Below are 19999 nucleotides of genomic sequence, written 5' to 3' on the forward strand. Positions count from 1 at the left end.
TAGACCGAATTTGACGGAGGGAAGAACATGAACAAGGAAATACAAGTCAAGCTGCCGGACGGCTCGGTAAGAGCATTCGAGCAAGGTGTCCGGCTGGAGAGCATCGCTGAATCGATCAGCAGCAGCCTCGTGAAAAATGCCGCAGCAGGCAAAATTGACGGGATCCTGGTGGATCTCAGTACGCCGGTTGAGCAGGACAGCAGCATTGAAATCGTGACGGTGGACAGTCCGGAAGGGATCGAGGTGTACCGGCACAGCACAGCGCATTTATTGGCGCAGGCTGTGAAGCGTTTATTCGGAGCATCTTCCGTCAAGCTGGGGATCGGGCCGGTCATCGAGGACGGATTTTATTACGACATGGATCTTCCAAGCCCGCTGACGAGCGATGATTTATCCCGGATCGAACGGGAAATGAAGCGGATCGCGGAAGAGGATCTGCCGATCCGGCGGAAGGCGGTGAGCCGGAAGGAAGCACTGGACCTGTTCGAGCAGCTGCAGGAGCCGCTGAAGCTTGAGCTTATTCGGGACCTGCCCGAGGACGCCGAAATTTCGATTTACGAGCAGGGAGAGTTCGTGGACCTGTGCCGAGGACCGCACCTTCCTTCCACGGGTAAAATCAAAGCGTTCAAGCTGCTGAGCGTAGCCGGAGCCTATTGGCGCGGGAGCTCGGACAACAAGATGCTGCAGCGGATTTACGGTACCGCCTTCCCTAAGAAGGCGCAGCTTGACGAGCATCTTCACATGCTCGAGGAAGCGAAGAAGCGCGACCATCGCAAGCTGGGCAAGGAGCAGGGATTGTTCCTGTTTTCGGAGGAAGCGCCGGGCATGCCGTTTTACCTCCCTAAAGGCATGACCATCCGCAACGAGCTGGAGAAGCTGGAGCGGGAGCTGAACGCCGCTAGAGGATATGAAGAGGTCCGCACCCCGCTTATGATGAACAAGCGGATGTGGGAGGAATCCGGGCATTGGGATCACTACAAAGACAACATGTATTTTACCCAGGTGGACGAGACGGAATATGCGCTGAAGCCGATGAACTGCCCGGGGCATATGCTGATTTTCAAAAGCGGCCTTCGCTCCTACCGCGAGCTGCCGATCCGGCTGGCCGAGTTCGGACAGGTTCACCGCCACGAGTATTCGGGCGCGCTGAGCGGCATGATGCGTGTGCGGACGTTTTGCCAGGATGACGCACACCTCTTTGTCAGACCTGACCAAATCGAGGAGGAAATCGCCGGCGTCATCGACCTGATCGACCACATGTACGCCATATTCGGCTTCTCATACCGGATCGAACTATCGACTCGGCCGGAGGATTCCATGGGCTCGGATGAGCTGTGGGAGCAGGCCGAGCAGTCGCTGCGCAGCGTGCTGGAGCGGCGGGGGATCGATTACCGCCTGAACGAGGGGGACGGAGCTTTCTACGGTCCGAAAATCGATTTTCATATTCTCGATGCCCTGAAGCGCAGCTGGCAGTGCGGGACGATCCAGCTCGATTTTCAAATGCCGGAGAAGTTTGGTCTCAGCTATGTCGGTGAATACAACCAGAAGCATCGCCCGGTCATCATTCACCGCGCCGTCTACGGCTCCATCGACCGTTTCATCGGCATTCTGACGGAGCATTACTCGGGAGCTTTTCCGCTGTGGCTGGCACCGGTCCAGGCCAAGGTCGTCCCGGTATCCGAGCACGATCTGGATTATGCTTATCAGGTTAAGCAGTCGCTTGCGAAAGAGGGCTTCCGGGTTGAGGTCAGTGCCAAAAACGAGAAGCTGGGCTATAAAATCCGCGAAGCCGAGCTGGAAAAAGTGCCGTACGTGCTCGTCGTCGGCAAGAGCGAGCAGGAGGCGGGTGCAGCGGCGGTCCGCAAACGGGGCGAAGGGGATCTTGGCATGCAGCAGCTGCCGGACATCATCGAGCGCTTAAACCGGGAAATCCGGGAGAAATAAACGGGACAATAAATCAGGAAGACATCAAAAAAGGCTGTATCCCACCCGCTCTTAGGAACGGAGGATATAGCCTTTTCTATTATGGGTGCTGAAGCTTACGGACGTTCATTGAGCACGGCTCAACCGTCTTCTTTCTATATTTAGTAATCTAAAGCTTTGTATGATTATTTAATGACGCTCGGAAGCGACTTGATCAATTCCTCGTCAGGCGTGACGATCAGTGTCCGCTGGTGATCATAAATGACAAAGCCCGGTTTGGAGCCGCTCGGCTTATGCACATGGCGGATCAGGGTGCAGTCGACCGGCACGCTGCTGGATTCCTTGGCCTGGCTGAAGTAGGCGGCCAGTTGGGCGGCTTCCTCCAGGGTCTGGTCCCCGAACTGGCTGCTGCGGATGACGACGTGGGACCCGGGGATATCCTTGGTATGCAGCCACGTATCATTGCCGCTGGCCAGCTTGTTGGTCACGTATTCGTTCTGCAGGTTGTTTTTGCCTACGTAAATTTCGATGCCCTCGGATGATGTGAACACATGCAGCGTAGGGCGGTCGTTTTTCTTCTTTTTGCGCGTTTTTTTGCTGCGGTCGCGGAGATATCCCTGCTGAACGAGCTCCTCGCGGATTTCGTCGATATCGTTCATGGATGCATGGGCCAGCTGCTGGAGCAGGTCGTCCATGTAGCGGATCTCTTCCTTTGTTATAGCAAGCTGCTCGTCGATGACGGCCAGACTGTTTTTGTACTTATTATATTTCTTGAAATACCGCTGGGCGTTATCGGAAGGGCTGAGCAGCGGGTCCAGCGGAATCGTCACGTCCTTCTGGTCCTCGTCATAGAAATTGGTCAGCACCGCCTCCTTGTCCCCCTTTGCAATCGTGTGCAGGGAGGCAAACAGCAGCTCGCCGTAAATCCGGTACTGGTCCGCATCGGCGGCTTCCTCCAGATCGGCGTGCAGGTGGTCCAGCTTTTTAATGTTTTTGGCGCGCTCATTGTGCAGGAAACGCAGCAGATCGCTCGTTTTTTGCTTGACGGTGTCGCGCTCGGCTTTTTCACCGTAATAATCCTCCATGCATGTGCTGATGGATTCATAGCGTTTGACCTCTTCCTGGATCATCGTCAGCTCGACGGCGGAAAAAACCATTTTCCCCTTGGCGTTCGCCCCTGACATCGGCTGGTACGCCTGCTGTCTGACGCTGTCCATCAGCCCGGTAAAGGCGTTCCATAGGGCGCTTCGGCGTGCTTCGCCAGCTTCGGGCCCTTCTTCCGAATAGGACTGAAGGCCGGCGCGGTGCACGATCTCCTGCGCAACCAGCGGGCTTACGCCGCTGAACGTATTCACGATCCACGAAATCGGTTCGGCATCCGCTTCCTCGGTATATTTTTGTGCAAATAGTTCTCCTGTAACCTCAAGCGGATTCAGCTTATGCTGCTGCGGAGGCTCCGTATAGGAAAAGCCCGGCATGACGACCCGGTAGCTGCTGATGCTCGGGGTGACATGGTGGATGCCGTCCAGGATCGTCCCGCTCGAAGGGTCTGACAAAATAATGTTGCTGTGCCGGCCCATCAATTCGATGATGAGCTGCTTTGAAGAGATGTCCCCCAGCTCATCCCGCTGTCTGACCGTAATATGAATGATCCGCTCCATTCCAACCTGCCGGATGTCTTCGATGATGCCTCCTTCGCAGTGCTTGCGCAGCAGCATGCAGAACATCGGCGCCTCCTGCGGATTCAGAAAGCTTCGCTCGGTGAAGTGCACCCGTGGATACGTCGGGTTGGCCGACAGCAGCAGCTTGGCGTTGCCCTCCCGGGTCCGGAGGTGAAAGAGCAGGTCGTGATCGTTGGGCTGGTATATTTTACTGATCCGGGCGCCCTGAATGCCTTGCAGCTCATGGACAAGGGCCCGCGTTACGATTCCATCTAATGCCATAGTGTATCTCCCATCTTTACGCTGTACTTGGTTACGATTGCCTCCATACTATGATGCCATAGTTTGGCCAAAAACTTAAGAGGCCAGGCTTGTGATATTTTAGGCCCTGTCCGAATACATTTACGATAGAACAGGTGGAAAAGCTGTTGAACACCCGCAGCGCACAAAGACCGGGAGGGAAAGGGAAGCTATGGAACAAAAAAAATGGCATCAGTTGGACGCGGAAGAACTGCAGCATGTCCTCGGCGTTCACCCGCATCAGGGCCTTTCGGAAGAAGAGGCGGAGGAAAGACGGAAGAAAAACGGATGGAACGAGCTTTCGGAAGGAAAGCGTATTTCTCCGTTGGCCTTATTTTTGAACCAATTTAAAGATTTCATGGTGCTGGTGCTGATGGGGGCAACGCTGGTTTCGGGCCTCCTCGGCGAATACCTGGACGCCATCACCATTATCGCCATCATTTTGCTGAACGGGGTCCTCGGCTTCATCCAGGAGTTCAAGGCGGAGCGCTCCCTGCGCGCGCTGAAGCAGCTGTCCGCTCCGGGAGCGAAGGTGCTTCGGGGAGGCAAGGTAGTTCAGGTGCCGGCTAAAATGCTCGTTCCCGGGGACGTCGTTCTGCTGGAAAGCGGAGACCGTGTGCCCGCCGATGTCCGCTGGCTGGAAACGAGCAGCTGTTATATTGAAGAATCCGCGCTGACCGGGGAATCGGTGCCGGTAGGCAAGCATGCCAAGCCTATTCAAGAAGCGGACGTGCCCCTTGGCGATCAGAAGAACACCGGCTTCATGGGAACCATGATGACGCGGGGGACCGCCAAAGGCGTTGTCGTACGCACCGGCATGGATACGGAAATGGGGAAAATCGCCGATCTGATCCAGAATACAGACTCGCAGGAAACGCCGCTTCAGCACCGCTTGGAGCAGCTCGGCAAAATGCTCATCATCCTGTCGCTGGGGCTTACGGTCATGGTCGTCGTTGCCGGAATTTTGCATGGACAGCCTGCCGTCGGCATGTTCCTGGCCGGCGTCAGCCTGGCCGTAGCGGCGATTCCCGAAGGACTGCCTGCCATCGTGACCGTGGCGCTGGCGCTCGGCGTGCAGCGGATGATCAAGCGGAAAGCGATCGTGCGCAAGCTGCCGTCGGTCGAAACGCTGGGCTGCGCATCGGTTATCTGCTCCGATAAAACCGGAACGCTGACGCAGAACAAAATGACCGTTACTCGCGTATGGGTCGGGGGAAGAAGCCTGGAGGTCACCGGCGACGGTTATGCGCCAACCGGACAAATCCTCGAAGAGAAGAAGCCGGTCGACGTGAAGAACGACCAGGGGCTGCGCAGGCTGCTCCAGATCAGCGCGCTGTGCAACAACGCGGAAATTTACGAAACGGCGGCTCCGGAGTCGCACGGCAAGCGCAAAGGCAGGGAGGAGCCTCAAGGCCCGGTATGGGAGCTGAAAGGGGATCCGACCGAAGGGGCGCTCATTACCCTCGCTTCCAAAATGGGGATGACGACGCAGTCCTTGTCGGCACTGTATCAGCGGGATAAGGAATTTCCGTTTGATTCCGAACGGAAGCTGATGTCGGTCGTGGTGAGCCACCAGGGCGGTAAAATTTTATGCACTAAGGGCGCGCCTGACGTGCTGTTGAACCAGTGCACTTATATATTGTGGGAAGGCAACGTCGTGCCGTTTACCGGCACGCTCCGGCAGAAGGTGCTTGCCGCCAACGAAGAGATGGCTTCCTCCGCGCTTCGCGTGCTGGGGACGGCATACCGCGACCTGCGCCCGCATGATTCTCTGGACAGCGAAGCGGACGCCGAGAGCCAGCTCGTCTTCGTCGGCCTCGCCGGCATGATCGATCCGCCGCGCCGCGAAGTGCGCGATGCGATCAGCACCTGCCGCCGCGCTGGCATCAAGACGGTGATGATCACCGGCGACCACGGAACGACCGCTGAGGCGATCGCCCAGCAGCTCGGCATTATGCCGCGCGGAGGCGAAGCCATGTCCGGCCAGGAGCTGTCGCAGATCGACGACCAGGAGCTCGATGCGAAGGTCGACAACGTGTACGTGTACTCGCGCGTATCACCTGAGCATAAGCTGCGCATCGTCAAATCGCTGCAGCGCAAAGGCCATGTCGTCGCCATGACCGGCGACGGCGTCAACGATGCGCCAGCCATCAAGGCGGCCGACATCGGCATTGCCATGGGTATTACCGGTACCGACGTCACCAAGGAAGCATCGGCGCTCATCCTGAGCGACGACAACTTCTCGACGATCGTGGCGGCAATCGAGGAAGGCCGGAGCATCTATGAGAATATCCGCAAATTCATCCGGTATTTGCTTGCATCGAACGTCGGCGAAATCTTGACGATGTTCTTTGCGATGATGCTCGCCCTGCCGCTGCCGCTGCTGCCGATCCAGATTTTGTGGGTCAACCTCGTGACCGACGGCCTGCCGGCGATGGCTCTGGGCGTGGATCAGCCGGAGAAGGACCTCATGGAGCACAAGCCGCGCGGGGCCAAAGAAAATATATTCGCCCGCCGGCTGGGATGGAAGATCATCAGCCGCGGCTTCCTGATCGGTCTGTGCACGCTCGGCGCGTTCTGGCTCACTCTCCGCGTGGATCCGCACAACGCCGCTCAGGTCACCAAAGCCCAATCGGTAGCTTTCGCCACGCTCGTTATGGCCCAGCTCATCCACGTGTTCGACTGCCGGAGCTCCAGATCGATCTTCCACCGCAACCCGCTGCAAAACAAGTACCTGGTGCTGGCGGTGCTGTCCTCGGTCCTGCTCATGCTCGGCGTCATGTACATCGAGCCGCTGCAGCCGATCTTTAAAACCGTGCCGCTCGGCTTCCGCGAATGGTGCATTACGATCGTCGGCGCCGGCGTGCCGACCTTCCTGATGGGCATCGGCAGCGTATGGGGCGGAAGACGCAACAAGCGGCGGGGAAGCGGCCGCCTCGTGGCGAAAAGTACAAACATTTCTGCATAAAGTCAATAGCACGGCCCGTTCCTTTGAGGTATGCTAGTGGACAGTAAAAGCTAGCATAACAAAGGAGTGGCACCATCCATGGAATTTACAAAAATGCACGGACTCGGGAACGACTTTATCGTTATCTACGGCGAGAAGGCTCTGCCGGACAACGCGGCAGAGCTCGCCTTGAAATGGTGCGACCGCTATTTCGGCATCGGAGCGGACGGACTGGTATATATTTTGCCGTCGGAGAAGGCGGATTTCCGCATGCGCATTATCAACTCGGACGGCTCGGAAGCGGAGCAGTGCGGCAACGCCATCCGCTGCGTGGCAAAATACGTGTACGACCACGGCTATGTCAGCAGTGAGCAAATTACGATCGAAACGCTTGGAGCCGGCGTGCAGCCGGTAACGATCCACGTGGACAACGGCCTGGCCGCCACCGTCACGGTGGATATGGGCGAGCCCGTGCTCGACGGATTGAGCGTACCGACGACGATTGACGCGAACCCGGTCGTGGATGCGCCGATCGAGGCTGACGGCCGGCAGTTCCGGTTTACGGCCGTGTCGATGGGCAATCCGCACTGCGTCATTTACGTGGACGACGCGGTGAACTTCGACCTCGCCACCTGGGGACCAAAGCTGGAAGTGCACCCGGTATTCCCGAAAAAGGTGAACGTCGAGTTCGCGACCGTGAAGGACCGCGGTACCGTGGACATGCGCGTCTGGGAGCGCGGCGCCGGTCCGACGCTGGCCTGCGGAACCGGGGCGTGTGCAACCCTCGTATCCTCCGTGCTGAACGGTTTGACCGACCGGTCGGCATCGATCCGGCTGAAAGGCGGAGACCTGTTCATCGAGTGGAGCGAGAAAGACAACCACGTCTATATGACAGGCCCTGCGGCTGTCGTGTATACGGGAAGCGTCCAGGACGTTTAATCGCCCGGACTTTTGAAAAACCTGCGTTAACACCTTAATAGCCCGGGGAGCGTATCGGCGGATACGATCCGCCGGGCTTTCCTGCTTCTCGGGGGTGCAGATCGTCCAAATCCGACTCTAGTAAAATAACTGGAGGATTCTATGACTTATCTTGGGCGCCGATTTATGATACATTAATGTGAAACTACTTTTTCGGGGTGGAGGAGCCAACATGAAACCGGATTTGCGTCAAGCGTGGGATCAACAGGTGCTGATCGGCGACGGAGCGATGGGCACTTTTCTATATCAAATGGGCTTTCCTGTGGGAATTTCCTATGAAGAACTGAACCTGACCTCACCGGAGGTCATCAAAGATGTTCACCGGCGTTATGTGGAAGCCGGGGCTCAAATCATTGAGACCAATACGTTTTCGGCCAACTTCGACAAGCTGTCCAAATACGGGCTGGAGTCGAAGGTGGAGGATATCAACCGGGCGGGTGTCCGGATTGCACGGGAAGTAGCGGGAACCGCCGGCTATGTGGTCGGAGCCATCGGTTCCATCCGCGGCGGCAAACGGACCAACGTCTCGACGGCCGAGCTTAAGAAATATTTCGAGCAGCAGATTCAGGCCCTTCTGCAAGAAGGAGTGGACGGCATCCTGCTCGAAACCTTCTACGATGTGGAAGAACTGTATCTGGCCTTGTCTATCGTGCGCAAGCTCAGCCCGCTGCCGGTCATCTGCCAGTTCGCGGTTGAGGACGTAGCCCGGACCTTGGACGGCTATACGATGCCGGAAGCGTTCCGGATGATGCAGCAGCAGGGCGCGGACGTGATCGGCTTCAACTGCCGCACGGGCCCTAACGGCATCATGAGCGCGATGAAGACCCTCGGCGGCCACTTGTCCGTGCCGATGTCGGTGTATCCGAATGCCGGGGTCGCCGATTATGTGGATGGGGAATATCAGTACGGGGCCAAGCCGGATTATTTCGGCCAGATGGCGGTGAAATTCGCCGATCTCGGCTCTCGGATCATCGGCGGCTGCTGCGGGACGACGCCCGCGCATATCGCGGCGATTTCGTCCGCGCTTCAGGGCTACGAGCCGCAGCCGATTACGTACGGGCCGATTGACATCGCCCCTGCCCCGATCGAAATTCATGAACATCTCGCCCCAGACGGCGGCGGTGAAGGCAAAGGCGGCAGCCCGAACCTGGTCGACCTCGTCAAAGAGCGTCACACCGTCATCGTGGAGCTGGACCCTCCGCGCGATTTGGATATCGCCAAATTTATGAAGGGGGCGCAGGTGCTGAAGGATGCCGGGGCGGACGCGCTGACCCTCGCCGACAACTCGCTTGCGGTTACGCGGATGAGCAATATGGCTCTCGGCCATCTGGTGCAGGCGCAGACCGGTTTGCGCCCGCTGGTGCACATCGCCTGCCGGGACCGCAACCTGATCGGAACGCAGTCGCACCTTATGGGCTTTGACGCCCTTGGCATCGATCACGTGCTGGCTGTCACGGGCGACCCCGCACGCTTCGGGGATTTGCCGGGATCGAGTTCCGTATACGATTTGACTTCTTTTGAGATTATACGAATGATCAAGCAGTTAAATGAGGGAATCGCCTTCTCCGGCAAGCCGCTCAAGCAAAAGGCGAACTTCGTCGTCGGCGCGGCGTTTAACCCTCACGGGAAGCATCTCGATAAAGCCGTGCTGCGATTGGAACGCAAAATCGCTGCCGGCGCCGATTATATTATGACCCAGCCGGTGTACGATCCGGAGCTGATCCGCGCGCTGAAGGAAGCGACGAGCCATCTCGACATTCCGATCTTCCTCGGCATCATGCCGCTGGCGAGCGGGCGCAACGCGGAATACCTGCACAACGAGGTGCCGGGAATTCAGCTCTCGGACGATGTGCGCCGCCGGATGAGCGGCCTGGAAGGCGAAGAAGGAAGAGCCATGGGGGTTGCCATTGCCAAAGAGCTGCTCGACGTGGCGATGGAGCATTTTAACGGAATTTACTTAATGACGCCGTTTATGCTGTATGAGATGAGCGCCCAGCTCATCAGCCATGTGTGGGAGAAATCCGGACGCCGGCAGTCCCCCTTGTTTCACAGATAGTTATCAATTACAATAGTGTAATGGATGTGGTGCCGATGTCTTTCAGCATGACCGGTTACGGTCAATCCGCCCTTCATTTCGGAGGGTATAAAGTGGAAATTGAAGTGAAATCCGTGAACCACCGATACTGCGAAGTGGTCATACGCCTGCCGCGTGAATGGACACGCTTTGAGGACCCTTTGAGAAGAACGGTACAGCGGTTTGTCAAGCGCGGCCGGATCGATGTCTTTATTAACAAGGAGGCGGAAGAGAATACCGCTCCGCCTGTTTTGTTAAATCATAAAGCCGTCAATACTTATATGGAGGCGGCGCGTGAGGTATCCGAGAGGCATGGCCTGAACGGCGAACTGACGGTAAGAGACCTGCTGTCCCTGCCGGGCGTCTTTCTCACACCCGAGGAAGTCGGGACAAACCAGGATTCGGAGCCTGAAGAGTGGGGACGCGTGCTTGAAGAAGGTCTTGTAAAGGCCATGGAAGGACTCGTCGCGATGAGGACTTCCGAAGGAAGCTTCCTTGCCCGTGATGTGGAGCAGCGCCTGAACCGGCTGGAGAAGCTTCACGGAGAAATGGTACAGCTCGCACCCAGCGTAGTCGAAGAATACCGCAATAAGCTCAGACAAAGGCTGGCTGAACTGAATGACGGTTCGTTTGCTTTTGATGAACATAAATTTGGCATGGAAATTGCTATTTTTGCAGACCGCTGCAATATCGATGAGGAATTGATACGTCTGCACAGCCATTTTGAGCAATGCAAAGGATTACTTCGTGCGGATGAACCGGTCGGAAGAAAACTCGATTTTCTGATTCAGGAAATGAACAGGGAAGTCAATACGATTGGATCCAAGGCCAATCATCTGACTCTGGTAAACCGTGTTGTCGAAATGAAAGCGGAGCTGGAAAAAATTAGAGAGCAACTGGCCAATATAGAGTAAGGCACAATTTCGACAGAAAACAGGAGAGAGTCAAATGAATAGGGGGAAGAACCTGAATATGGCAATCAAACTCATTAACATCGGCTTCGGGAATATTGTATCGGCTAACCGTATCATTTCGATTGTAAGCCCCGAATCAGCGCCTATTAAGCGGATTATTCAGGAAGCAAGAGATCGCCACATGCTGATCGATGCGACCTATGGGCGCAGGACGCGCGCCGTAATCATTACGGACAGCGACCATGTCATCCTGTCGGCGGTGCAGCCGGAGACGGTGGCTCATCGCCTGTCCAGCAAAGATGACGATAATGACGAATAACAAGATGGGGAGTAATATGTCAAAAGGAATATTGTTTGTATTGTCAGGGCCTTCCGGGGTCGGTAAAGGAACCGTGTGCAGCGCGCTGCGCGGGAAGCTGCCGGATTTGGTCTATTCGGTATCGGCGACGACACGGAGTCCGCGCCAGGGAGAAGTGAACGGGGTCAATTATTTTTTCAAAACCCGTGACGAGTTTCTGGATATGATGCAGAATGACCAGCTCCTGGAGTATGCCGAGTACGTGGGGAACTATTACGGAACGCCGCGCGATTTCGTAGAGAAGACGCTGGAGAGCGGAAACGATATTATTCTGGAAATTGAGGTACAGGGTGCCCTTCAAGTCAAACAGAAGTTTCCCGAGGGGGTATTCATTTTCCTGCTGCCGCCTTCTTTGGACGAACTCAAGGACCGGATCATCGGGCGCGGTACGGAGAACCAGGCGACGATCGACCACCGCATGACGGTGGCGGTTGACGAAATCAATTTGATGCAGCATTATGACTATGCGGTGGTTAACGATCAGATTGATTGCGCCTGCAAACGAATAGAATCGATTATTATCGCCGAACATTGTAAAATCAAGAAATAAACGAAGACAGCAGCCATTTGAGAATAATAAAAGAGGTGTCGCCAAGTGTTGTACCCATCGATTGATGAAATGATGAATAAAGTCGACAGTAAATACTCGCTGGTCGTCGCGGCCTCCCGCCGTGCGAGACAGCTGCGCGAGGGCGCAAAGACCGACCTGAAGCATCCAAGATCCCACAAATACGTGGGCGTGGCGCTTGAGGAAATTTATGGGGATATGATTCGGGTGATTCCGGAACCGGTCGCCGAACGGGATGAGAATAAGGCGTAAGCCTGTTCTTCCCGGGACGGGGCTTTTTCTGCTGTTATGCGGCAGGTCTTAACAAGAACTCATATTAAGTTTGCAGCAAGAGCGTATAGACGTCTTCCAGATACAACCGCAAGGTTGTATTTTTTTCTCTATCTAAATGAAACGGAAAGCGGGGAAATCGTATGTTAACCGGCAAAACCATCGTGCTCGGCGTGACGGGTGGAATCGCGGCGTTCAAGGCGGCCAGTCTGTGCAGCAAGCTGGTGCAAAAAGGCGCAGATGTCCACGTGATCATGACGGAATCGGCGAAGCAGTTTATTACGGAGCTGACCTTTCAGAGTCTGTCCAAAAATCCGGTATACAGCGACACGTTCGATGAGCGCGATCCATCCGTTGTCTCCCATATCCATTTGGCCGATGAGGCCGACCTCGTTCTCATCGCACCGGCTACAGCCAATATGATCGCAAAAATGGCCCATGGTCTGGCGGACGACATGCTGTCGACGACGCTGCTCGCCACCGAGGCGCCGGTCATGATCGCACCGGCCATGAACGTGCATATGTATGCCCATCCGGCCGTTCAGGCCAACATGCGGCTGCTCGAGTCCCGGGGCGTGATGATGATCGAACCCGGCGAAGGACTGCTTGCCTGCGGCTATGTGGGCAAGGGACGGCTGGAGGAGCCGGAAACGATCGTCCAGGTGGTGGAGCGCTTTTTTGCGTCTCGCAATGAATCCGTACAAGGGCAGGGTCTGCTCCGCGGGAAAAAGGTCATCGTCACCTCGGGCGGAACGGTTGAACGGATCGACCCGGTGCGTTACATCACCAATGATTCTTCCGGGAAAATGGGGTTTGCCATTGCCAAGGCTGCCAAAGATATGGGCGCGGAGGTGCATGTCGTTTACGGCCATACGGACGTTGAGCCCCCTCCGGACGTGGACGCGGTGAAAGTCCAGTCCGCCGAGGATATGTACCGGGCGGTGCTGGAACATTGGGAGGACAGCGACCTGGTCATCAAGGCGGCGGCTGTCGCGGATTACCGTCCGAAGGTGACGGCCGCAAGCAAAATGAAAAAGTCGGGGGATACGATGACGCTCGAGCTCGTCAAAACGGTGGATATTCTGGAGGAGCTCGGCAAGACGAAGACAAAGCAGTTTTTGATCGGATTCGCAGCTGAGACGAATGATGTGGAGAAATATGCCCAGGATAAGCTGAAACGGAAAAACGCCGATCTGATCGTGGCCAATGACGTAACGGCGGAGGGAGCCGGCTTCAGATCCGATACCAACATCGTTCAGGTGTACGATGCCGGCGGACTGGTCGAACAAATGCCCGTAATGACCAAGGACGAAGTGGCCCGGCGCCTGCTGACGATCGCTGCGGCCCGGATGAACGGGGCTTTGTCCTGATGGAGATGCGTGTGGCAAAGGTGATCGTCGACGTCCCGGTGCGTGATACCGACCGTCCCTTTGACTATCTCATTCCCGAATCCATGCGGGCATGGATCGAGGTGGGAAGCCGGGTCGGTGTGCCGTTCGGCCACCGCACGGTCCAGGGATTTGTGGTCGGCCTTGAACCGGAGCCGGCGGCTGCCGGCATGAAGCTTAAGGCCATCCAGGAAGTGCTTGACGTCATTCCGCCACTGTCTGAAGAGCTGGTTGAACTGGCCGGGTGGATGAGCCGCAGGTATGCCTGCCGGATGATTACGGCGCTTCAGGTCATGGTGCCTACGGCCCTCAAGGGCAAGGCCGAGCGGTTTATCTCGCTCGGACCCCCGCAGCCGAAGGAGCCTGAGGATTTGTATTCCGGCGGCTTGTTCGAATTGGAACTGGAGCCTTCCGGTGGCGAGCGGGCGATTCTTGATTTCGTCGAAAAAAAGGGTGAGGTCACCTCCAAGCAGCTGAGCCGGCAGTTTCCGGACAGCGCACCGGTGATCAAATCGCTGCTGCGCCGGGGCGTACTGCAGGAAAACCAATCCATCAAGGACAAGCTGCAGATCAAGACGCTGAAAGCCGTCGATCTGGCGGTAACGCCGGACGAAGCGGAGGCCGCGCTGGCGTCGTTCGCGCCGAAAGCGCAGCGTCAGCGTGAGGTGCTGCAGTTTATTGTGGAAATGAAAGAGATGCTTCCGCTTGCGCTGAAGGATGTCCTGGCGACGCTGCAGGTATCGGCCGCGACCGTGAAAGGGTTGGCGGATAAAGGTTACATTACGATTGAGGACAAAGAAGCGTTCAGGGATCCTTACCGGGGTCGCTGGTTTAAGCCAAGCGATCCGCTGCCGCTGACCGCGGAGCAGCAGAATGCTTATGACCGTATTGTCTCGGTGCTCGATGCGCAGCGGCACGGGGTGTTTCTGCTGCATGGGGTTACAGGCAGCGGGAAGACCGAAATCTACCTTCAGAGCATCCAGCGCTGCATTGAGCAGGGCCGGCAGGCTATCGTGCTCGTGCCAGAAATTTCGCTGACGCCGCAGATGGTGGAACGGTTCAAAGGGCGCTTCGGCGATCAGGTCGCCGTCATGCACAGCCGCCTGTCGGGCGGGGAGCGCTACGACGAATGGCGTAAAATCCGCGAAGGCCGGGCGGCCGTCGCCATCGGCGCCAGATCGGCGGTGTTCGCGCCGTTTGCCAAGATCGGGCTCATCATTATGGACGAGGAACATGAAACGTCGTACAAGCAGGAAGAAAGCCCGAAATACCATGCCCGGGACGTGGCCGTCCAGCGGGCGATGCAGCACGGCGCGGCGGTCATTCTGGGCTCGGCGACGCCTTCGCTTGAGAGCTACCATGCCGCCAGATCGCAGGCAAATGACGAGTTTGCGCCAATGCTGCTCGAGATGAAAGCCCGGGCGCTCGGCAATGAGCTGCCGGGAGTACAAATCATCGACATGCGGGAAGAATTGAAAGAAGGCAACCGCTCCATGTTCAGCCGTTCGCTGCATCAGGCGGTTGCGGCCCGGCTGGAACGCAAGGAGCAGACCGTGCTGCTGCTCAACCGGCGCGGCTACTCCACGTTCGTCATGTGCCGCAGCTGCGGCTACGTTGCCGGCTGCCCCGAATGCGACATTTCGCTGACGTATCATCAGAAATCGAACAACCTCCGCTGCCATTACTGCGGCTATGCCGAGCCGGCGCCGTCCGTGTGCCCGGAATGCGGAAGCGAGCATATCCGCTATTTCGGCACCGGTACACAGCGCGTTGAGGAAGAGCTTGCGAAGCTGTTTCCGGGGATCCGGGTGATCCGGATGGACGTGGATACCACGACGGAGAAGGGATCGCACGAGAAGCTGCTGAAGCAGTTCCGGGACAAAAAAGCGGACGTGCTGCTGGGCACCCAGATGGTGGCCAAAGGGCTCGACTTTCCGGACGTAACGCTGGTCGGCGTCATTACGGCCGATTCGGCGCTCAACCTGCCGGATTTCCGCGCTGCGGAGAAGACGTTCCAGCTGCTGACCCAGGTCGCCGGCCGCGCCGGCCGCCACCAGCTGCCAGGGGAAGTCATGATCCAGTCCTATACGCCGGATCATTATTCGATTATTCACGCCAGCGGGCACGATTACGATTCGTTTGTCCGGGAGGAGCTGAAGCATCGGCGGAACCTGCACTATCCGCCGTACTGCCGGCTGATTCTGGTCACGCTGTCGCATGAGCAGCTGCCGTTTCTCGTCCGGATGGCGGAGAACATGGTGTCCGTCCTCCAGGGCAAAGCCCGGCAGAAGGGCTGGTACGGCAGCCTGGACCGGCTGACCTCGGACGCTTTTGACGTGCTGGGGCCGGTGGCATCTCCTGTGCCCCGGATAAAAAATAGATACAGATTTCAATGTATGATAAAATGGCGTGGGACCATCGATGCTGTCGGCCTGGTCAGAGAAGCCGCCGAGCAGCTCGAGGATACCGCGCAGAATCCGAAGCTTCAAATCAGTATCGATGTAGACCCGCAAATGCTGATGTAGCAGCCCTAAGCGGCGTACCGTCATCATATGGAATCATGGATGAATAACCAACAATGAATATTTGAACCCGATAAGGAAGGTGTCAGCATGGCGATCCGAATTATTGTGAAAGAACCGGATGAGGTTTTGCATAAAACCGCTAAAGAAGTGAAAGAAGTTACCCCTAATGTCAAAAAGCTGCTGAACGACATGGCGGACACGATGTACGATGCGGAGGGCGTTGGTCTGGCCGCGCCGCAGGTCGGCATTTTGAAGAGACTGATCGTCGTCGATGTCGGCGATGAGCACGGCCTGATCAAGATGGTCAACCCGGAAATCGTAGCCAAGGACGGCGAGCAGTTCGGCCCGGAGGGCTGCCTGAGCATTCCCGGATTAAACGGAGACGTGCGCCGTGCCGAGCAGGTTACGGTGAAAGGGCTGGATGAGAACGGCAAGGAAGTGACGATTACGGGAACCGGCCTGCTGGCCCGCTGCTTCCAGCACGAAATCGATCATTTGGACGGCGTGCTGTTTACCGACATTGCAGAAAGAGTGTATGAGTATACGCCGGAACGCGCCGGAAAGGAGTAATGCCTGATGAATATCGTTTTTATGGGGACGCCCGCGTTTGCCGTTCCCAGTCTCCGCATGCTGCTTGCGGAGGGCTACAACGTCGTGGCCGTCGTCACGCAGCCGGACCGTCCGCAGGGACGGAAGAAGGTGCTGATGCCGACGCCCGTCAAGGAAGTGGCGCTTGAGCACGGTCTGCCGGTGCTGCAGCCGCAGCGCATGCGCAATCCCGAAGCGGTAAACGAGCTCGCGGCTTACAAGCCCGATTTGATCGTTACGGCCGCTTACGGGCAAATTTTGCCGAAAGCGGTGCTGGATCTGCCGGCCAAGGGCTGCGTCAACGTTCACGGCTCGCTTTTGCCGAAATACAGAGGCGGCGCGCCGATTCAGCGCTGCATCATCAATGGCGAGACGGTGACGGGCATTACGCTTATGTACATGGCCGAAGGGCTGGACACGGGCGACATGATCGCCCAAGTGGAGGTACCCATCACCGACGAGGATACCTCGGGAACGCTGTTCGAGAAGCTGAGCACCGCCGGGGCGGCGCTGCTCAAGGAGCAGATGCCGCGGCTGCTGGAAGGCGGCGTCCCGGTGACGGTGCAGGATGACTCGCAGGCTACATACGCCCCGAACCTGAAGCGTGAAGACGAGAAAATCGACTGGAGCAAGTCCACGCGTGATATTTACAATCAAATTCGCGGCCTGGTGCCTTTTTCCGGGGCGTTTACGTTCTGGAACGACGACGTGTTCAAGGTCTGGGGCTCCCGCAAAGGAGAGAAGGCCTCCAAGGAGGCGGCTCCGGGAACGGTGCTTCAGCTTACGCCGGAAGGTATTGAAGTAAAAACCGGCGACGGGGCCCTGTGGCTGACCGATATTCAGCCGAGCGGCAAGAAGGCGATAGATGCCGGGCAGTTTATCCGGGGAACCAGCATGACGCCCGGGACGGTGCTGAAGTGAGCGGACGCGGAACCCAAGAACGGAAGGGCCGCCAGCCCTCGGCGCGCGAGCTGGCGATGGATATCCTGACGCGCGTCGAGCAGGAAGGCGCCTACAGCAACCTGCAGCTGAACGCCGCGCTGCAGCGCGCGAACCTGTCCCGCGAGGATGCCGGCCTTGCGACCGAGCTCGTGTACGGTCCGATCTCCCGGATGAACACGCTGGATTATTTCCTGAACCGCTTTGTCAGCAAAGGCGTGAACAAGCTGCAGCCCTGGGTGCGAAGCCTGCTGCGGCTCAGTCTGTACCAGATCATGTACCTGGACCGCATTCCTTCCCATGCCGTAGTTAATGAGGCTGTGAACTTGGCCAAGCGCCGCGGCCACCAGGGTATTTCCGGCATGGTAAACGGCGTGCTCCGGAACGTGCTGCGCAGTCCCGACAAGCTGGTTCTGCCGGAAAGTCTCGGACCGACCGAACGGATCGCGCTCGAGCATTCCCATCCCGAATGGCTGGTTCAGCGCTGGATCGGGCAGTACGGGGAAGAGGCGGCCGAGGCGATCTGCCGGGCGAACAACGAGCCTCCGGCCGTCAGCGTCCGGGTGAACACGACGATGATCAGCCGCGACGGCCTGCTTGGCGAGATGGAGGAGAAAGGCATGGACGCCGTGCCTTCTCCGCTTACGCCGGAAGGCATTCTCGTCCGCAGCGGGGGCAACATGGCCCTGACCGGCTGGTACCGGGACGGCCAGCTGTCCGTGCAGGACGAGAGCTCGATGCTGGTCGGGGATGCGGTAGGTCCCGAGCCCGGCATGAGGGTGCTCGACTGCTGTGCCGCCCCCGGAGGCAAGTCGGCGCATATGGCCGAGCTCATGCGGGACGAGGGGAAGATCATCGCCAACGATCTGCACGAGCATAAGCAGAAGCTGATCCGCGAGCAGGCCGAGCGGCTCGGGCTGGACGCCATCGAGCCGGTAACCGGCGATGCGCTGGAACTGGCCGGACGGTATCCGGCGGCGTCCTTCGACCGCATTCTGCTGGATGCCCCATGCTCCGGCCTTGGCGTTATCCGGCGCAAGCCGGACCTGAAATGGGCCAAGACCCCGGGGGACATCGAGGAGATCGCGGCCCTGCAGTACCGGCTGCTGGAATCGGTGTCGGCTCTGCTCCGGCCCGGCGGCATTCTCGTATACAGCACGTGTACGATCGAGCCGCGGGAGAACGAAGAGAACGTCGAGCGGTTCCTGCGGAACCACCCGGAGTTCGCCATAGCACCGGATGTGCCCCCTGCCTGGGAACGGCTGCTGGGGACGGCGCTGCCGCGGGGCGGCGGCGTACAGATTTTGCCCCAGCATTTTCATAGCGACGGATTTTACATTGCACGGATTCAGAGACTCTCCTAAACTAGCGGACCGCCCGCACGGGCAGCCGCTGCTTCCTGTAACCCGCCGGGCGCGAGCTTGGCGGGTTTTCTCTTTTACCGCTACTTTTATTTGTGTTAAAATAGGAAGAATGAGAAACAATAAGCATATGAATGAAAAGACAGGTGTGGTGAAGATGAAACCTTTTATATATGATTTGAATTTGGAAGACCTGCAAGATTGGGCGAAGGAAAACGGCGAGCCCGCGTTCCGCGCCGGCCAGATTTTTGACTGGCTCTACGTCAAACGGGTCAACAGCTTTGACGAAATGACGAACCTCTCCAAGGAGCTCCGCAAAAAGCTGGACGACCAGTTCCAGTTTGTGACGCTGCAGGAAATTACGAAGCTGGAATCCAAGGACGGAACCGTCAAGTTTCTGTTCGGCCTGCATGACGACCATGCGATTGAAACGGTCATCATGAAGCATAGCTACGGCAACAGCATCTGTGTCACGACCCAGGTCGGCTGCCGTATCGGCTGCACCTTTTGCGCCTCGACACTGGGCGGTCTGAAGCGGAACCTGACGGCCGGGGAGATCGTGGCCCAGGTGGTGCAGGCCCAGAAGATTCTGGACGAGAAAGGGGAGCGCGTCAGCAGCATCGTCATCATGGGCTCGGGCGAGCCTTTTGAAAACTATGAAGCGACGATGAAGTTCCTGCGTATTATGATTCATGAAAAAGGACTGAACATCGGGCAGCGGCATATTACCGTCTCCACGAGCGGCATCGTGCCGAACATTTATAAATTTGCGAACGAGGACACCCAGATCAATCTGGCGATTTCCATTCATGCGCCAAACGATGTGCTCCGCTCGAAGCTGATGCCCGTGAACCGCCGTTATCCGTTCGAGGATGTGATGGAATCCCTTCGCTATTACCTGGCCAAAACAGGCCGGCGGATTACGTTTGAGTACGCGCTGATCGGCGGCGTTAACGACCGTCCGGAGCATGCCCAGGAGCTGGCGAACGTGCTCAAGGATATGCTGTGCCACGTCAACCTGATTCCGGTCAATCACGTACCGGAGCGGAAGTATGTCAGAACGTCCCGTAACGATATATTCCAGTTTCAACGGGTTCTCGCCGATAGCGGCGTGAACGTGACGATCCGCCGCGAGCAGGGCCACGATATCGCGGCTGCCTGCGGACAGCTGCGGGCCAAGCACATGGAGTTGAGGTGAGAGGAAT

The 19999-nt window shown here is 57.5% G+C and carries 15 protein-coding genes; 14 read left to right on the forward strand and 1 reads right to left on the reverse strand.

All coding sequences use genetic code 11. From position 1 onward, the window contains the following. The first annotated feature begins 27 nt into the window (after positions 1-27). Positions 28-1944 (forward strand): threonine--tRNA ligase, encoded by a 1917-nt coding sequence (gene thrS / locus K2F33_RS17480; RefSeq protein ID WP_263878095.1) that lies wholly within the window; start codon positions 28-30, stop codon positions 1942-1944. 164 nt (positions 1945-2108) lie between these two features. On the opposite strand, the gene K2F33_RS17485 is transcribed toward thrS, so the two are convergent. After that, a complete protein-coding gene (locus K2F33_RS17485) occupies positions 2109-3866 on the reverse strand; it encodes an Rqc2 family fibronectin-binding protein (RefSeq protein ID WP_263878097.1) in 1758 nt (585 codons plus the stop codon). Between the two features lie 190 nt (positions 3867-4056). Here K2F33_RS17485 and K2F33_RS17490 point away from each other — a divergent pair, with 190 nt between their 5' ends. The 13 genes from K2F33_RS17490 to rlmN all read left to right on the forward strand — a co-directional run bounded on the left by K2F33_RS17490 (position 4057) and on the right by rlmN (position 19992). Then, positions 4057-6852: a calcium-translocating P-type ATPase, SERCA-type gene (locus tag K2F33_RS17490; RefSeq protein ID WP_263878099.1), complete on the forward strand. Its 2796-nt coding sequence runs from the start codon at positions 4057-4059 to the stop codon at positions 6850-6852. Between the two features lie 78 nt (positions 6853-6930). Then, entirely contained in the window at positions 6931-7770 is an 840-nt protein-coding gene (dapF, locus tag K2F33_RS17495) for a diaminopimelate epimerase (RefSeq protein ID WP_145023716.1), read from the forward strand. Positions 7771-7981: 211 nt separating this feature from the next. Continuing rightward, complete coding sequence (locus K2F33_RS17500; protein ID WP_076169931.1) at positions 7982-9865, forward strand: bifunctional homocysteine S-methyltransferase/methylenetetrahydrofolate reductase; 1884 nt, start codon at positions 7982-7984, stop codon at positions 9863-9865. Positions 9866-9900: 35 nt separating this feature from the next. Next, a complete protein-coding gene (locus K2F33_RS17505) occupies positions 9901-10797 on the forward strand; it encodes a YicC/YloC family endoribonuclease (protein WP_145131825.1) in 897 nt (298 codons plus the stop codon). Between the two features lie 58 nt (positions 10798-10855). Continuing rightward, on the forward strand, positions 10856-11116 hold the full coding sequence (gene remA, locus K2F33_RS17510) for an extracellular matrix/biofilm regulator RemA (protein ID WP_006209218.1): 261 nt from the start codon (positions 10856-10858) through the stop codon (positions 11114-11116). Between the two features lie 16 nt (positions 11117-11132). Then, on the forward strand, positions 11133-11705 hold the full coding sequence (gmk, locus tag K2F33_RS17515) for a guanylate kinase (RefSeq protein WP_076169933.1): 573 nt from the start codon (positions 11133-11135) through the stop codon (positions 11703-11705). Between the two features lie 45 nt (positions 11706-11750). After that, on the forward strand, positions 11751-11975 hold the full coding sequence (rpoZ, locus tag K2F33_RS17520) for a DNA-directed RNA polymerase subunit omega (RefSeq protein WP_076169934.1): 225 nt from the start codon (positions 11751-11753) through the stop codon (positions 11973-11975). Positions 11976-12136: 161 nt separating this feature from the next. Continuing rightward, positions 12137-13363 carry a bifunctional phosphopantothenoylcysteine decarboxylase/phosphopantothenate--cysteine ligase CoaBC gene (coaBC, locus tag K2F33_RS17525; RefSeq protein ID WP_163879448.1) on the forward strand — a complete coding sequence of 409 codons (1227 nt, stop codon included), beginning with the start codon at positions 12137-12139 and terminating at the stop codon, positions 13361-13363. A 5-nt stretch (positions 13364-13368) separates the two neighbouring features. Further along, positions 13369-15906 carry a primosomal protein N' gene (gene priA, locus K2F33_RS17530; RefSeq protein WP_263882384.1) on the forward strand — a complete coding sequence of 846 codons (2538 nt, stop codon included), beginning with the start codon at positions 13369-13371 and terminating at the stop codon, positions 15904-15906. Between the two features lie 87 nt (positions 15907-15993). Further along, on the forward strand, positions 15994-16476 hold the full coding sequence (gene def / locus K2F33_RS17535) for a peptide deformylase (RefSeq protein WP_076169936.1): 483 nt from the start codon (positions 15994-15996) through the stop codon (positions 16474-16476). 6 nt (positions 16477-16482) lie between these two features. Then, the gene (gene fmt, locus K2F33_RS17540) at positions 16483-17415 is read left to right on the forward strand and encodes a methionyl-tRNA formyltransferase (RefSeq protein WP_263878137.1); all 933 of its coding nucleotides are present in this window, start codon (positions 16483-16485) and stop codon (positions 17413-17415) included. Beyond that, the gene (gene rsmB, locus K2F33_RS17545; protein ID WP_263878139.1) at positions 17412-18797 is read left to right on the forward strand and encodes a 16S rRNA (cytosine(967)-C(5))-methyltransferase RsmB; all 1386 of its coding nucleotides are present in this window, start codon (positions 17412-17414) and stop codon (positions 18795-18797) included. Before fmt ends, rsmB begins: the two co-directional genes overlap by 4 nt. A 154-nt stretch (positions 18798-18951) precedes the next feature. Continuing rightward, positions 18952-19992 carry a dual-specificity RNA methyltransferase RlmN gene (rlmN, locus tag K2F33_RS17550; RefSeq protein WP_076170163.1) on the forward strand — a complete coding sequence of 347 codons (1041 nt, stop codon included), beginning with the start codon at positions 18952-18954 and terminating at the stop codon, positions 19990-19992. Positions 19993-19999: the final 7 nt, after the last annotated feature.

Source organism: Paenibacillus sp. PSB04, from assembly GCF_025809195.1.
Lineage (GTDB): Bacteria > Bacillota > Bacilli > Paenibacillales > Paenibacillaceae > Paenibacillus_AQ > Paenibacillus_AQ favisporus.